We start from the raw sequence: 13,875 nt of genomic DNA, 5'->3' as shown, positions 1-13,875 counted from the left end.
CCCCCTCGGTGCCCGTAAAGCCCCTTGTCAGGCCTGTTTAAAGAAGGCGTTCCAGCCGCCGTCGGGCGCCTCGCCGACCTGGAGCGTACGAAGCTTTTCGAGCACCACCGGGTCCTGCACGTCGAGCCAGTCGACGAACTGCCGGAAGGAGACCAGGCGCACGTCCGGCTTGCCCGCGATGTGCTTGAGCGCTTCCTCGACGGCGTCCATATAGATGCCGCCGTTCCACTCCTCGAAGTGGTTGCCGATGTAGAAGGGCGCGCGATTCGTCTCATAGGCGCGGTCGAACCCGGCGATGTACGCCTCGGTGGCCTGGGTGCGCCAGCCCGGATAGCGCGAGGGCATCCCGTTCGTCGAATTCACCGACTGGTTGGCGAGGATGTTGTAGTCCATGGACAGGACTTCGAAGGTGTGACCGGGAAACGGGATGCCCTGCAGCGGAAGGTCCCAGACCCCCTGGCGCTTCTCGGGCCACATCTGCGTTCCGCCGGGTGAACTCGCGTCGTAGCGCCAGCCCAGCTGCTTGGCGGTGGGCAGCAGATTGTCCTGGCCGAGAAGGCACGGAGTGCGGCCGCCGACGAGTTCCTTGCGGTAGTCGAAAGGCAGCGGATCGAGGTCCGTCCATCCGGTGTTCGTCCGCCATTCGGTGACGAAGGAGACGGCCTGGTCGATCTCGCTCCGCCATTGCCCGGCGGTCCAGTTCCCGACGGATCCCGAACCCCCGCAGAAATGCCCGTTGAAGTGGGTGCCGATCTCGTGCCCTTCGAGCCAGGCCTGACGGACGTACTTCAGTGTCTGCTTGACGTGGTCGTCGGTGAGATAGCCGATGTCGGAGGCGCCCCTGGGGTTGTTCGGCGGGCGGTAGAGGGATTTCTTCGACTCGGGCAGCACATAGAGCCCGGAGAGGAAGAAGGTCATCGCCGCGTCGTGTTCCCTGGCGAGATCGAGAAAGCGCGGGAAGAGTCCGTTGCCGACCTCGCCGGCCCCGTCCCAGGAGAAGATCACGAACTGCGGGGGCGTCTGCCCCGGTTCGAGGCGCACCGGTGCGGCGGGCTGCTTCGGCTGCTTTCCGGTGTCCGCCGTCGATCCGTCACCGATGAGCCTGATGTCGGCCTCGGGAGGAGGGCCTCCGGCGTTGCCGTGCGCCCCCTTGCCGCCCTTGCCGCTTTTCGTGGGTTCCGGCCGGGCGCCGTCCGACGACCCGAGGGAGCCGCAACCGGTCATCGAGAGTGCGGCTGCGGCTCCGAGTCCTGCCCCGAGCAGGCCCCTTCGGTTGATTTCACGCATAGCGTCCCCATCTGCGGTCGTATTACCTCAAGGTCATACAAACTGGCGATGGCTTAGATGGGGAAAGCAACACGGCGGTTCCGCCGATAATCACAAAAGTTATTACGTGAACGAACCCTTACGGATGCTGCACAGGATCACCCGATCGGGGCCGCGCACCGCTCCCGGTGCGCGGCCGGTGGAGCGCTACGCCCCGAACGCCTTGGACTTCCCCTTGACCGGCTTCGCGCCCGCGAGCAGGTGCTTCGGAACCAGGTCACGCGCCGGCTCGGTGTAGCCGACCGACACGATCTTGTCACCCTGGTAGGTGAAGCTCGTCAGGGAGGCCAGGGTGCACTCGCGCTTGCGCGGGTCGTGCCACAGCCTGCGGCCCTCCACGAAGCTCCGCACGATCCAGATCGGCAGCTGGTGACTGACGCAGACCGCCTCGTGCCCGCGCGCGGCGTCCCGCGCCGCGTCCAGGGCGCCCATCATCCGTACGACCTGCTCGATGTACGGCTCGCCCCAGGACGGCTTGAACGGGTTGGTGAGGTGCTTCCAGTTCTCGGGCTTGCGCAGCGCGCCGTCGCCGACCCCGAAGGTCTTGCCCTCGAAGACGTTGGCGGCCTCGATGAGACGATCGTCCGTGGCGAGGTCCAGGCCGTGCGACGCCGCGACGGGCGTGGCCGTCTCCTGGGCACGCTCCAGCGGGGAGGCCACGACGTGGGTGATGTCGCGCTTCTCCAGGTGCTCGGCGACCCGGTCGGCCATCCGGCGGCCCAGGTCGGACAGGCTGTAGCCGGAGCGGCGGCCGTAGAGCACGCCGTCCGGGTTGTGCACCTCGCCGTGCCGCATGAGGTGGACGACGGTGATGTCCTGGTCCGGGTACTCGCTCATGCCGTGGCCTCCGATGCCGCGCGCGCGGCGGCCGGCAGGGCGGCCGCGACCCGCTCCAGGGCTCGCTCGTCGTGGGCGGTCGAGACGAACCACGACTCGAAGGCGGAGGGCGGGAGGTACACGCCCTGCTCCAGCATCGAGTGGAAGAAGGCCGTGAAGCGGAAGGCCTCCTGCTTCTTCGCGCCCTCGTAGTCGCGGACCGGCTCGTCGGTGAAGAACACCGAGAACATGTTGCTCGCCGCCGACACCGTGTGCGCGACGCCCTCCTTGGTGAACGCGTCGCCGACCAGGGAGCGCAGCTCCGCGGAGACCGCGTCGACCTTCGCGTACGCCGCGTCGTCGAGCAGCCGGAGCTGGGCGAGACCCGCCGCCGTGGCCACCGGGTTCCCGGAGAGCGTTCCGGCCTGGTAGACGGGACCGGCGGGTGCCAGGTGGGCCATCACATCGGCACGGCCGCCGAAGGCCGCGGCCGGGAAGCCACCGCCCATCACCTTGCCGAAGGTCATCAGGTCGGGCCGCACGCCGTCGATGCCGTACCAGCCGGCCTTCGAGGTACGGAACCCCGTCATCACCTCGTCGGAGATGTACAGCGCGCCCCCGGCCGCGCAGATCTCCTTCAGCCCGGCGTTGAAGCCGTCCAGGGGCGGCACGACCCCCATGTTGCCCGGAGACGCCTCGGTGATCACACACGCGATCTCGCCCGGATGCGCGGCGAACGCGGCGCGCACGGCCTCCAGGTCGTTGTACGGCAGCACGATGGTGTCGCCGGCCTGCGCCCCGGTCACGCCGGGCGTGTCGGGCAGTCCGAACGTGGCGACCCCGGAGCCGGCCGCGGCCAGCAGCGCGTCGACGTGCCCGTGGTAGCACCCGGCGAACTTCACGACCTTGGCCCGCCCCGTGAATCCGCGGGCGAGCCGGATCGCCGACATCGTCGCCTCGGTGCCGGACGACACCAGCCGCACCTGCTCGACCGGCTCGACGCGCGCCACGATCTCCTCGGCGAGCGCGACCTCGCCCTCACCGGGCGTACCGAACGAGGTGCCCCGGGCCACCGCGTCCTGGACGGCCGCGACGACCTCGGGGTGCGCGTGGCCGAGGATCATCGGCCCCCACGAACACACGAGGTCGACGTACTCACGGCCGTCGGCGTCGGTGAGGTACGGACCCGTGCCGGACACCATGAACCGGGGCGTACCGCCCACGGCCCGGAAGGCGCGCACGGGAGAGTTCACGCCGCCGGGGGTCACGAGCGACGCACGGTCGAAAAGCGTCTGTGAAACTGGGGCTTCGTATGAATACGCCACTTTGGTCCTGATCTGCGATTCGGGGGTTCGGGGCCCGGCCGGATTTTCCCGGCCGCCGGTGAGCAGGGAGCACGCCCTCCCCGTATGAGGCTCGTACAACGAAAGGGCGTCAGTCTCCTCGCGTCTGCGAAACTGGGGCGTCATAGGGAAAGCTCACACGTGCCATGGTGTCAGAGGCGCGCACGGTCTCGCGGACAGGTGTTTCACGGCCCGCCCGCGGGGGAGGTCACTGACGATGATCGGGTTGCGCGGCGGGGCTGTGTCTCCTAAGAAGTAGTCGGGTGGATGAGATATGCATCGCGGTGGCGGAGTGGGCGAAGGGACCGACGACCTGGGGCCCGAGCCTGCCCGGCGAGGGCGGCACCGGCGCAAGGCCGAACGCGAGGCCGAGCGCGCACGGGACGTACCGGCGGGTGGCGTCGACGGTCCGGGGATCAGGAGCAGTGGACGGGTGGGGGTGACCTACAAGTACTTCGGTGCCCCGGACGGGGCCACCGCGGCACGCGTGCCCATCTCGATGCGCCCCGAGGAACTGGGCGGCGACGAGCTGGGCATGGGCGGCATGTTCAGCAAGATCAAGCCCGAGACGGTCGCGGCGATGGTCCTCACCGGCATACAGGGCATACCCCTGCACAAGGTCCCGCCGCTGGAACTGGTGGTGCTCCACCCCGACTACGCGGTGGTCAAGCTGCCCATGACGGTGGTCGACCCGCTGCGGGACGTCGGCGAGGAGTCCGTCGGCGCGGCGGCCTTCATCTGGTCCACCGTCCCGGACCGCGGCGGGCCGCGTGACGCGTTCAACGTCTACCAGCTGCTCCACGAGTGGCAGGACTTCTCCCACCGCCTGCACGACGCGGGACACCAGGCCTACTGCCTGGTGTGGCCCTGACCCGCGTCTCCGCCCGGAGGGCCGGCCCCCTCGGAGGCCGGCGGTGTGCACGGCGTCACGTCAGTGGTAGCTGAAGTCACCCACGGTCCAGGCGTCCACGTCCTCGATCGCGACCCGGTACATGCCGCCGGTCTCCGGGATGCCGACCGTGCCCTGGAGGATGCGGGCGACGTGGAAGTGCAGGTGGGTCGGCGGCCCGTCCCTTCCCGTGCGTTCGGTGAAGACGGCGGAGAACTCGCCGAGGTGGGCCGAGTCCGTCAGGACCTCGGAGACGCGGCGGCTCCACACCTCCTCGGGGGCCAGCCGGCCCGTGATGACGGCACCGTTGGTGACCACGGTGAGGGACATCTGATTGCTGCGCCCGGACTCCACCAGTGCGGCGATGTCAACGAGCAGCTCGTCAGGCTTCGACATGGCAGCGGATTCTATGCACCGCCGCGGCGGCGCCCCCCGCCGGGACACCGGCCGCGTCCCGCCCGGCGGGAGGCGGAGGCGCACTCCGGACGATGTAGGAGGATGAGGCCCATGACGGGAGACGAGAAGCGGGTGGTCGTCGAGACCGCACCGAACGGGGCCGTGCTGATCCGGGTCCTCGGCAGTCTGGACGGGTGGGCGGGTTCCACGGACCTGGCCGACGCGCTGACGGGTGCCGCCGACGGCGGCGGAAGCCGCACGGTGGTGGATCTCTCCGGGGTGGAGTTCGCCGACTCCGCGGGGCTGCACACCCTTCTGGACGGCCGCCGGCTGCACGGCGAGGCGGGCATACCCCTGGTCCTGGCGGGGCCGATGCCCCCGGCCGTGCACCGCCTGCTGGAGGTCACGGGCACGCTCGGCGCCTTCCAGGTCGCGGACTCGGTGGAATCGGCGTTCACGTGGTGACCGGGCACGCTTTCCGCGGCCGTTTCGCCGGCGCCTGGTGTGAGCGGAGGCCCGCCGGGCAGGCGGAGAGTGCATGAACGGGGAACAGGAAAAGCCAGTGGACGGCATGGACTCGGGCAGCGGCCCGGGAGACGCCGTCGGAAGCGCTGGACCGCCGGAGGCGGCAGGACACGAGGCGGTCCCCGTGCCCCGGAACGCCGCGGGGGCCCGCGACACCGTCACGCGCCTCCTGGCGTCCCGGGCCCTCGGACCCGCCGGGAGCCTGGCAGAGGTCGTCGTGGCCGACGCGCTCCTGGTGACCTCCGAGCTGGTGACGAACGCCTTCCGGCACGGGGGCGGGCTCACCGGCTTCACGGCCGAACTCACCGACGAGGGCCTGCTGCTGGCCGTGGCCGACGCCAGCCCCGAGGTGCCGGTCACGTCCCCCCACCCCCCGCGGACGGCCCACGTGGGCGGCTACGGCTGGCCACTCGTCTGCCGGCTGGCGAAGCGGGTGTCCATCACCTTCCACCCCGGCGGCAAGCGCATCGTCGCGCTGATCGCCCTGCCCTGACCCGCGGGCACGTCGACGCCGGTTCCCCGTCCCGGGCCTCCGGCCCCCGCCCTGTCGATCCCGCCGGGCGCTCTTGGCATACTCGGCGCCATGTCCAGTACGCCCCCGCCCGGTCACGGCCCCGTGCCGCCGCAGGCTTCCGTGGCCGCGGAGTTCGAGAGCGACGGCTGCTGGGTCGTCCAGGCGCGCGGAGACCTCGACAGCGACACGGTCGACCCGCTGTTCATCGCCATGTGGGAGGCCGCGGCCAGTCACGACGTGGTCGTCCTGGACGCCACGGCCGTCACCTTCGCCGACTCCTCGTTCCTGAGCCTGCTCATCCAGGTGCACCAGCAGACACGGCTGCGCATAGCCGCCCCGGGAACCGCGCTGCGGCGACTGCTCAGCACAGCGGGCGTCGACCACCTGCTGGAGCGCTACGGCAGCCTTGAGGAGGCGCTGGCCGCTCCGCGCTGAACCGGCCCCCGGCCGCGGGGGCGTTCAGCCCGAGGGCGTGCGGGGCGGAGCGGGCCGGGCCCCTTCGTCCGCGTGTGCCTGTTCGGGCTGCTCGCCCGTCACACCCGTCTCGAAGATCCGCCGGATGCCCGTCACCGTCAGGATCCGTTCGAGGAACGGCGGCGGGTCCTCCAGGTGGAGACGCACACCGCGCTCGCTGGTGCTCCGGTGGATCTGGAGCAGGGTGGACACCCCCATCGAGTCGCACAGCCGCAGCTCCGCGCAGTCCAGATGAAGGGCGTCCGGACCATGGGTGTCCAGGCACGCCTCGGCCCGCGCGGCGAGTTCGCCGCTGGTGTCGTAGTCCAGGTCACCGCCGATGCGCAGCCGCACGGTGCCGGGTCCGGTCTCGACGGTCACCGTGAGGAGCGGGTGGGGCAGGACGGTCATGCGGGAACTCCGGAGGTCTGACCGGCCGCCGGGGTGGCGTCCAGCAGGAGACGGGCGTGGTCGAGCAGCCGTACGCAGCGGGGGAAGTCCTGGAGTTCGGCCGCGAGGACGTCCAGGGCGGGGCGCAGGGACACGGCCGGGACGCCGCGGGCGGTGAGGATGCCCGCGGTCCAGGTCAGGAAGGTCGTGAGCAGTTCGTCGTCGTCCGTGTAGAGGCCGACCGCGAGATGGTCCACGATGTGCGCGATGTCCTCCGCCGTGTGCTCCCGCTGTCGGTCCGTGTAGGACCGCATCGCCGGAAAGAGGCTCTCCATCCGGAGCACGACCTCCCGGACGAGCTGTCCCTGGTTGCGGGCGACGTAGGTGTACTCCTGGTCGGCCAGGTGGGGCAGGTCGTCCACCTGTGTGCGGCCGACGGCGAGGTCCGGGGCGGGGATTCCGTCCGCCAGCTGCCGGGCGGCGGTGCGCGCGTCGGGGGCCCAGGCGTTGGCGCCCAGGAGGCGCGCGTAGCGACCGCCGGGCCCGAAGGCCGCACCGCCGGCGAGGACGGGGACCCCGACCGCCTGGCAGGCGGTGATCGCCGCGTGCGCGGTGGGCAGCCGGGTGGGCAGGGACGAGGAGAGCGCGACGATCTCCGCACCGCTGGTGTGCAGATGGGCGATCAGGTGCGGGGTGGGGACCTGGGCACCGAGGAAGTCGACCCGCCAGCCGCGCAGCGACAGGACCTCCGCGAGCAGCCGGGCCGGGAGCACGTGCCATTCCTTGTCCACGCAGGCCACCGTGATCCTGCCGAGCCGCGGGACGGAGCGGGTGGACGGATGGTGGGCGAGGGCCGCGATGACCCGTTCGGCTATCGCGCTCGCGGCGTGCTCCTCCGCGACGGTGAGACGGTTCGCCGCCCACTCGGTGCCGACCTTCTCCTGGACCGGGGCGATCACGTCCAGCAGGGCGGACTCGGCGTCCAGGCCGCTGTCCAGCGCGGTGAAGACGATGCCCGCGGCGGCGTGCTCGTCGCGTTCGGTCACGGCGGTCCACAGCCGGTCCCGCAGTCCCTGGAGGTCGTCCGCAACGGTGGTCACACAGGTGTTCATGCGGTGTACCTGCCCCGCGTGTGGCCGTTCACCGCGCTCAGGTGCGTGGTGCGCGGCGCGGTGATCGCCACGAGGGCCATGTCGTCGTGCCTGCCGTCGCGCAGCCACTGGGACGCGAGCATCTGGATGCGCTCCACCACGGCCTCGCCGGGCATGCCCGCGCATCCCGACAGCGCGCGGGCGAGGCGCGCCTCGCCGAAGAGCTCGTCGCCCATCGGACCGCCCCGGGCCTCGGTGACCCCGTCGGTGTAGAGCAGGCAGGTCTCGCCGGGCTGCAGGTGGACCTCCACGGTGCCGGCCTCGATGCGCGGCAGGGCGCCGACCAGCGTGCCGTGCGTGATGACCTCCTCGACCGAGCCGTCGTTGCGCACGACCAGCGGGGCCGGATGACCGGCCGACGTGAGCCGCAGCCGCACCTGGTTCTCCGTACGCATGACGGAGGCGAGCACCAGGGTGGCGAAACGGGTGTGGTGCGAGTTCAGCAGCGCTCCGTTGAGGAGCTGCAGCATCTTCACGTGGTCGTCGGCCATGGGGGTCAGGGCCTGCAGCGTGTTGCGGATCTTGCCGGTGAGCACGGCGGCGTCCAGCCCCTTGCCGCAGACGTCGCCCAGGACCACGAGGGACGGCTCCGCGTCCGTGCCACCGGGGTGTACGTCGTAGAAGTCGCCGCCCACCCGCTCCCGCGCTCCGGCCGGCTGGTAGCCGCCCGCGAACTCGACGCCGTGCACCCGGTGGAGGCGGGGCGGCAGCAGGTCCCGCATCAGGGTCTGGGTGATGTCGCTCTGTTCGGCGTAGAGACGGGCCGCGGAGAGCGCGGCTCCGGCGCGGGCGGCGAACTGCCGGGCGAAGAGCTCCTCACTCTCGCTGAACTCCGCCCGCCCGTTGCTGCGCAGCAGGATCAGGGCGCCCGCGGGCACCCCGTGACCGGGCAGCGGGGTGACCGCGACCGACCCGATCGTCCCCGTGAAGTCCTCGGGAAGCATCCACGCGGGCAGGGCGGCCGGGTCGATCCAGCGCGACGGCACGGGCGGGAAGCCCTGGAGCGCCTCGCTGAGACCGGGTACGAGCGACGGGTCGTCCGCCACCAGGACCCGGGTGGCCTCCTGGCCCGCGACGGCGTGCGCGACGGGCATGGCGCGCCCGGAGGCGGGCGTGACGACGACCGCGGCGTCGGCGAGGTACTGGGCGGCGAGACGCGCGGTGGCCAGCATGCACCGCTCGCTGTTCAGGGAGGCCATCAGCACGTTGGACGCCTCGGCGAGGAACGTGGCCCGCTCGCGCTCCGTGGTGAGCGCCGCCTCCGCCAGCCGCTGGTCGGTGTCGTCGACCAGCCACCACACGACGTGCCCGTGGATGCCCCACGAGGGATGGGCCTCGAAGCTCTGGTCCCCGATGTGTCCCCGGACGGAGGCGGCGGCGCCTTCCCCGCCCTTCCCTCCCGGAACCGCCCCGGCCGCGGCGAAGTCGGCGTGCGCCCGCGCCAGCCAGGCGGGCGCCGTCTCCGCCATGCCGGATCCCGGCACCACGGCGTCCATCAGCGACGAGGCTGCCGCGTTGGTCTCGACGACGGTGCCGCACCGGTCGGCGACGACCACGGGGTAGGGGGCGGTGACCCACACACCGCTCGCGGGCTGCTCGTGGCTGATCGTGGCGGTTTCCTTAGGAGGAGCCATGAGGGGGGGCCCGCCGGGAGCGAGCCGCACCACCTTCCAACTGGACGAATATTACTTTCCCTTCGGCAACCATTGCCCAGACAGGCCGCGAATAGCAACCCGGCCTCCGCTCCCGTCCCCCTCCCGGGTGCCTGACCGGCGGGTTACCCGTGACCCGGGACCGAAACCTTCACCTCTCCCGCACGAAACCGGCACCGGGCACCCCGGGGACGGACGGTGATCGGGTGGCCGGGCACCTCGGCGGTGATCGGGGAGACCGGGTGTCGCGGCCCCCTTCAGGCGGAGGCGGGGCGCCCGTGCCAGTCCAGGCACAGCACCAGCGCGTCGTCCACGGTCGGCCCGGAACCGCGATGTCCCAGCGCCCTCTCCAGAAGCGCCCTCGGCACCTGCGTCGCGGGCAGCAGGCGGGTCTCGGCCATCGCCCTGACCAGCGCGTGCAGGCTGTACTTCTCACCCGCGGGCGACAGGGCGTCATAGACACCGTCGCTGATGAAGAACAGCCGGTCACCGGGTTCCACGGTGAAGTGCTGCGGCGTGTAGACCGTGTCCTCGAACATCCCGAGCGGCATCTGGGCGTCCAGTTCGACCGCCTCGACGGTCCCCCGGCGCATGCGCCAGATGCGCGGCGACCCCGCGTCGATGATCTCCACGTCGCCGGTCCGGAGCTCGAAGCGGAGCAGCAGCGTGGCCAGGTACCGGCTCCCCCGGTGCTGGCCGTAGAGGGCCTGGTCGGCCAGGTACGCCTGGTCCGCCAGGCTGAGGCCCGCGCGGCGCGCGTTGCGCAGGGCGTTGACCGCGAGGTTGGTGAGCAGCGCCGCCTCGATGCCCTCGCCCATTCCGTTGTTGACGGTCAGGGTGAGCTCGTCGGCGGAGGCCGACCAGTCGAAGTTGTCGCCGTGGATGGCGTAGGCCGGCTCCAGCTGGGCGCCGATGCTGTACTCGGGGCGGGAGCACGACCGGCCCGGCAGCAGCTGCCACTGCATCTCGGCGGCGAGGGTCAGCCGCTCGGCCCGCCGGGCCTGCAGGAACAGGTCGGTGTCCCGTTCCGCGACCACGATCTCGTGCGCCAGGGCGTCGGCGCAGACCTGGAGGTCCGCCACCACGGCCGCGTCGGGACCCGTACCGTCGTCGGACAGTGTGACGCTCAGCACGCCCTGCCGGTCGCCGCGGACACTGACCGGCAGGTGCACGGTTACAGTGGACGCACCGGGGTCGCGCACACAGTGCGGCTCCTGTGCTCCGAAGGCCCGGCCGGGGTCGCTGCTGTGGACCGGCACCGGGCTGCGGGTGTGAGGCAGGACACCGACCGGCTGGAGCTTCGTCATCGCGTAGTCGGCGACGAGCAGTTCCACCTGTGAGGCGCCGTGACGGCTCCGGATCGCGGCCTGAAGCACGTCGAAGATCTGGTGCGGGGCGGCCTCGCGAAGTACACGCTCGACGCCGCTGGGTCTGTCCACCTGTACGGCCCTGCTTTCGTTGACATATTTTCATCACGCGACTGTTCACATCGACCAGCCGGAACGGGCATATGCCCCACACGGGAGTGTCACATGCGCGAGGAGCCCATCCAGCTCGACCGATACGCCCCGGGAGAGGCGCCCGAGGTCAGGCAGGTCCTCGAACTCCTCGAGGTCGCCTGGGAACGCGGCCGCCACACCCTCACGACCTCGCCGGTCTCCGCCGCACAGATCCGCGTGATGTACATCATCGAGCGCGAGCCGGGCATCAACCTGCGGACGCTCGGCCGGTACCTGGACGCGGCCGCGCCCTCCGTCAGCCGGCTGTGCGACCGGCTGCAGGCGGCGGGATTCGTGCGCAGGACCCCCCGCCCCGATGACCGCCGGGAGATGCTGCTGGAGCTCACCGACGCGGGCACGGCACACCTGCGCGACGTACGCCGCCGGCGCGAACAGGGCCTGCACCAGGCGCTGAAGCGCATGACCCCCGCGGACCGCGAGGCACTCACCACCGGGCTGGCGGCGTTCTGCGAGGCCGCCGCCGAACCCTTCCTGCCGGCCACCGAGCCGTCGCGGCGCCGGCAGACCGTCTGAGGCCCGCGGACGGGCGGGCGCCGGGCCGGCCGCTCAGCCCGCGCTCGTCAGTTCGCCGCTCAGGGTCCCGTGCAGACGGGCACTCCGCTCGTTGAGGCCGACGAGCTCCACCCTCTTCCCCCGCTGTTGGTACTTCGTCGTGACCGCGTCCAGGCTCGCGACGGCCGAGGCGTCCCAGATGTGCGCGCCGGACAGGTCGATGACGACCTCGTCGGGATCGGTGGCGTAGGCGAACCGGCCGACCAGGTCGTTGGACGAGGCGAAGAAGAGCTCGCCCGTGACGGAGTAGACGACCTGTCCGCCGTCCGGGTCCACGACCGCGGTGACGTCGGCGACGCGGGCGACCCGCCGGGCGAAGATGACCATCGCGGCCACGGAGCCGACGACGACCCCGACGGCGAGGTTCTCGGTGGTGACGACACAGACCACCGTGATCACCATGACCGCTGTCTCACCGGAGGGCATCCGCCGGAGCGTCCGGGGCGCGACGGAGTGCCAGTCGAAGGTCGCGAAGCAGACCATGACCATGACCGCGACGAGGGCGGCCATCGGGATGCGGGAGACGAGCGGCCCGAACGCGATGCAGAGCACCATCAGGAAGACACCGGCGAGGAAGGTGGACAGCCGGGTGCGGGCACCGGAGACCTTCACGTTGATCATGGTCTGGCCGATCATGGCGCACCCGCCCATACCGCCGAAGAGCCCGGTCACGATGTTGGCGACGCCCTGGCCGACGGACTCCCGGGTCTTGCTGGACCGGGTGTCCGTGATCTCGTCGACCAGCGTGGCCGTCATCAGGGACTCCATCAGCCCGACCAGCGCCATGGCCAGCGCGTAGGGGGCGACGGTGGTCAGCGTGTCCAGGGTGAAGGGCACGTCCGGGAGGCCGGGCACCGGCAGGGCCGAGGGCAGCTCCCCCTTGTCCCCGACCGTCGGTACGGCGATGCCCGCGGCGACGGTGATCGCGGTCAGGACGACGATGGAGACGAGCGGGGCGGGTACCGCCCTGGTGATCCTGGGGAAGAACACCATCAGGACCAGGCCGCCGGCGACCAGCGGGTACACGGGCCAGGGAACGTCGCTCAGCTCGGGGACCTGCCCCATGAAGACCAGGATCGCCAGGGCGTTGACGAAGCCGACCATCACGCTGCGCGGCACGAACCGCATCAGCTTCGCGACACCGAGCGCCCCGAGGACGATCTGGAAGACCCCGCCGAGGAGGACGCCCGCCACCAGGTAGCCGAAGCCGTGTTCCCGGTTGAGCGGGGCGATGACGAGCGCGACGGCGCCCGTCGCGGCCGAGATCATCGCCGGCCTGCCACCGACGACGGAGATGACGACGGCCATCGTGAACGCGGAGAACAGACCGACCGCCGGATCGACACCCGCGATGACCGAGAAGGAGATGGCCTCGGGGATCAGGGCCAGGCCCACGACGAGCCCGGCCAGGACCTCGGTGCGGAAGACCTGGGGGGACAGCCGGGCGGGCCGGAAGCCCTTCGGCCGGGCGACCGGGAAGGACGGCGGGAGGAAGCGCAAGGGGGCCTGACCTGTCATGGGTTCGGGCGCGTCCGGCGGGCCGGGGGCGCACGGGGCGGCGAGGGGCCGGACGGGACCGGCACGGACGTACGGTCGAGTCCGTGGCGGCGGACGGACGGCCGGCAGGAGGAGGCGTGCGGCCGTCGTCGGTGCGGGTCCGCGCTCCGGATCCCGGAACTCCGGGCCGTCGGACCGGCGGCTCCCGGCGAGCCCCAGGGGGCGGCCGGCCTCCGTGCTCCGGCCGGGGACGTCATCGGCCCTGCCCGTCGGCACCGGGCAACTCTACCCTGACGTAAGGGTAGAGATTGACGCTAGGGTGGGGCCCGAAGCGCCGTCCTCCCTCGGTCACGGCGGGAGCCGGCAGGACACAGGGGGCACCGTGGGCGGCGCACACATGCAGATCGGCGAGGTCGCCACGCGTACCGAGCTGTCGCTGCGCACCATCCGCCACTACGAGGAGACCGGGCTCGTCGCACCCTCGGCCCGGTCGCGGGGCGGGTTCCGGCTCTACACCGAGGCGGACGTGGCCCGGCTCATGGTCATCCGCCGGATGAAGCCGCTCGGTTTCAGCCTCGACGAGATGCGGGACCTGCTGGAGGCGGTGGACCGCCTCGACGCCGAGCAAGGACCGACGGCCCAGGAGCGCGACGTACTCCTGGAGCGCGTCCGGTCCTACGAACGGTCCGCGTCCGAGCAGGTCGCGAAGCTGCGCGTGCAGCTGGCGCGGGCCGAGGAGTTCGCCCAGACCCTGCGCACGCGCCTGGACCGCGACGGCGCCACGGAAGACTGACGGACCCGGGAGCTCACAGTCCGGGCGGCCGACCGGCCTCACGGGCCCGGTGGGCCGA

15 protein-coding genes are annotated in these 13,875 nt (G+C 71.6%); 6 read left to right on the top strand and 9 right to left on the bottom strand.

Translation table 11 applies throughout. The annotated features are described in order from the left end of the window. Positions 1 to 27: 27 nt before the first annotated feature. The 3 genes from ACFYY2_RS23970 to hemL form a co-directional block, all read right to left on the bottom strand. Entirely contained in the window at positions 28 to 1,287 is a 1,260-nt protein-coding gene (locus ACFYY2_RS23970) for a hypothetical protein (RefSeq protein WP_388746141.1), read from the bottom strand. A gap of 186 nt (positions 1,288 to 1,473) precedes the next feature. Beyond that, positions 1,474 to 2,163: a histidine phosphatase family protein gene (locus ACFYY2_RS23965; RefSeq protein ID WP_388746139.1), complete on the bottom strand. Its 690-nt coding sequence runs from the start codon at positions 2,161 to 2,163 to the stop codon at positions 1,474 to 1,476. Then, positions 2,160 to 3,467 carry a glutamate-1-semialdehyde 2,1-aminomutase gene (gene hemL / locus ACFYY2_RS23960; RefSeq protein WP_388746136.1) on the bottom strand — a complete coding sequence of 436 codons (1,308 nt, stop codon included), beginning with the start codon at positions 3,465 to 3,467 and terminating at the stop codon, positions 2,160 to 2,162. The genes ACFYY2_RS23965 and hemL overlap by 4 nt, the downstream gene beginning before the upstream one ends. A 292-nt stretch (positions 3,468 to 3,759) precedes the next feature. Here hemL and ACFYY2_RS23955 point away from each other — a divergent pair, with 292 nt between their 5' ends. Next, positions 3,760 to 4,356, top strand: a complete 597-nt coding sequence (locus ACFYY2_RS23955) for a hypothetical protein (RefSeq protein ID WP_388746134.1) — start codon at positions 3,760 to 3,762, stop codon at positions 4,354 to 4,356. A gap of 60 nt (positions 4,357 to 4,416) precedes the next feature. On the opposite strand, the gene ACFYY2_RS23950 is transcribed toward ACFYY2_RS23955, so the two are convergent. Further along, positions 4,417 to 4,770 carry a hypothetical protein gene (locus tag ACFYY2_RS23950; RefSeq protein ID WP_388746132.1) on the bottom strand — a complete coding sequence of 118 codons (354 nt, stop codon included), beginning with the start codon at positions 4,768 to 4,770 and terminating at the stop codon, positions 4,417 to 4,419. 111 nt (positions 4,771 to 4,881) lie between these two features. On the opposite strand from ACFYY2_RS23950, the gene ACFYY2_RS23945 reads away from it, so the two are divergent. The 3 genes from ACFYY2_RS23945 to ACFYY2_RS23935 all read left to right on the top strand — a co-directional run bounded on the left by ACFYY2_RS23945 (position 4,882) and on the right by ACFYY2_RS23935 (position 6,244). After that, positions 4,882 to 5,235, top strand: coding sequence for an STAS domain-containing protein (locus ACFYY2_RS23945; RefSeq protein ID WP_388746130.1), 354 nt, complete (start codon positions 4,882 to 4,884; stop codon positions 5,233 to 5,235). A gap of 184 nt (positions 5,236 to 5,419) precedes the next feature. Further along, a complete protein-coding gene (locus tag ACFYY2_RS23940; RefSeq protein WP_388746128.1) occupies positions 5,420 to 5,788 on the top strand; it encodes an ATP-binding protein in 369 nt (122 codons plus the stop codon). A 90-nt stretch (positions 5,789 to 5,878) separates the two neighbouring features. Then, a complete protein-coding gene (locus ACFYY2_RS23935; RefSeq protein ID WP_388746126.1) occupies positions 5,879 to 6,244 on the top strand; it encodes an STAS domain-containing protein in 366 nt (121 codons plus the stop codon). A 24-nt stretch (positions 6,245 to 6,268) separates the two neighbouring features. Here ACFYY2_RS23935 and ACFYY2_RS23930 read toward each other — a convergent pair whose 3' ends face one another. The 4 genes from ACFYY2_RS23930 to ACFYY2_RS23915 all read right to left on the bottom strand — a co-directional run bounded on the left by ACFYY2_RS23930 (position 6,269) and on the right by ACFYY2_RS23915 (position 10,894). Further along, positions 6,269 to 6,673: an STAS domain-containing protein gene (locus tag ACFYY2_RS23930; RefSeq protein ID WP_388746124.1), complete on the bottom strand. Its 405-nt coding sequence runs from the start codon at positions 6,671 to 6,673 to the stop codon at positions 6,269 to 6,271. Then, positions 6,670 to 7,764 (bottom strand): B12-binding domain-containing protein, encoded by a 1,095-nt coding sequence (locus ACFYY2_RS23925; RefSeq protein WP_388746122.1) that lies wholly within the window; start codon positions 7,762 to 7,764, stop codon positions 6,670 to 6,672. The genes ACFYY2_RS23930 and ACFYY2_RS23925 overlap by 4 nt, the downstream gene beginning before the upstream one ends. Then, on the bottom strand, positions 7,761 to 9,437 hold the full coding sequence (locus ACFYY2_RS23920) for a PP2C family protein-serine/threonine phosphatase (RefSeq protein WP_388746121.1): 1,677 nt from the start codon (positions 9,435 to 9,437) through the stop codon (positions 7,761 to 7,763). The genes ACFYY2_RS23925 and ACFYY2_RS23920 overlap by 4 nt, the downstream gene beginning before the upstream one ends. 275 nt (positions 9,438 to 9,712) lie before the next feature. After that, positions 9,713 to 10,894 carry a PP2C family protein-serine/threonine phosphatase gene (locus tag ACFYY2_RS23915; protein WP_388746119.1) on the bottom strand — a complete coding sequence of 394 codons (1,182 nt, stop codon included), beginning with the start codon at positions 10,892 to 10,894 and terminating at the stop codon, positions 9,713 to 9,715. 93 nt (positions 10,895 to 10,987) lie between these two features. On the opposite strand from ACFYY2_RS23915, the gene ACFYY2_RS23910 reads away from it, so the two are divergent. Then, a complete protein-coding gene (locus ACFYY2_RS23910) occupies positions 10,988 to 11,488 on the top strand; it encodes a MarR family winged helix-turn-helix transcriptional regulator (RefSeq protein ID WP_388746117.1) in 501 nt (166 codons plus the stop codon). A gap of 33 nt (positions 11,489 to 11,521) precedes the next feature. On the opposite strand, the gene ACFYY2_RS23905 is transcribed toward ACFYY2_RS23910, so the two are convergent. Beyond that, the gene (locus tag ACFYY2_RS23905) at positions 11,522 to 13,045 is read right to left on the bottom strand and encodes a SulP family inorganic anion transporter (protein WP_388746115.1); all 1,524 of its coding nucleotides are present in this window, start codon (positions 13,043 to 13,045) and stop codon (positions 11,522 to 11,524) included. Between the two features lie 361 nt (positions 13,046 to 13,406). Here ACFYY2_RS23905 and ACFYY2_RS23900 point away from each other — a divergent pair, with 361 nt between their 5' ends. Continuing rightward, entirely contained in the window at positions 13,407 to 13,817 is a 411-nt protein-coding gene (locus tag ACFYY2_RS23900) for a MerR family transcriptional regulator (protein ID WP_388746113.1), read from the top strand. The last annotated feature ends 58 nt before the right edge of the window (positions 13,818 to 13,875 follow it).

It is taken from the genome of Streptomyces sp. NPDC001822, assembly GCF_042892135.1.
Classification (GTDB): domain Bacteria; phylum Actinomycetota; class Actinomycetes; order Streptomycetales; family Streptomycetaceae; genus Streptomyces.
Note: the sequence above shows the minus strand (reverse complement) of the source record. Positions and strands in the feature narration are given on the sequence as shown.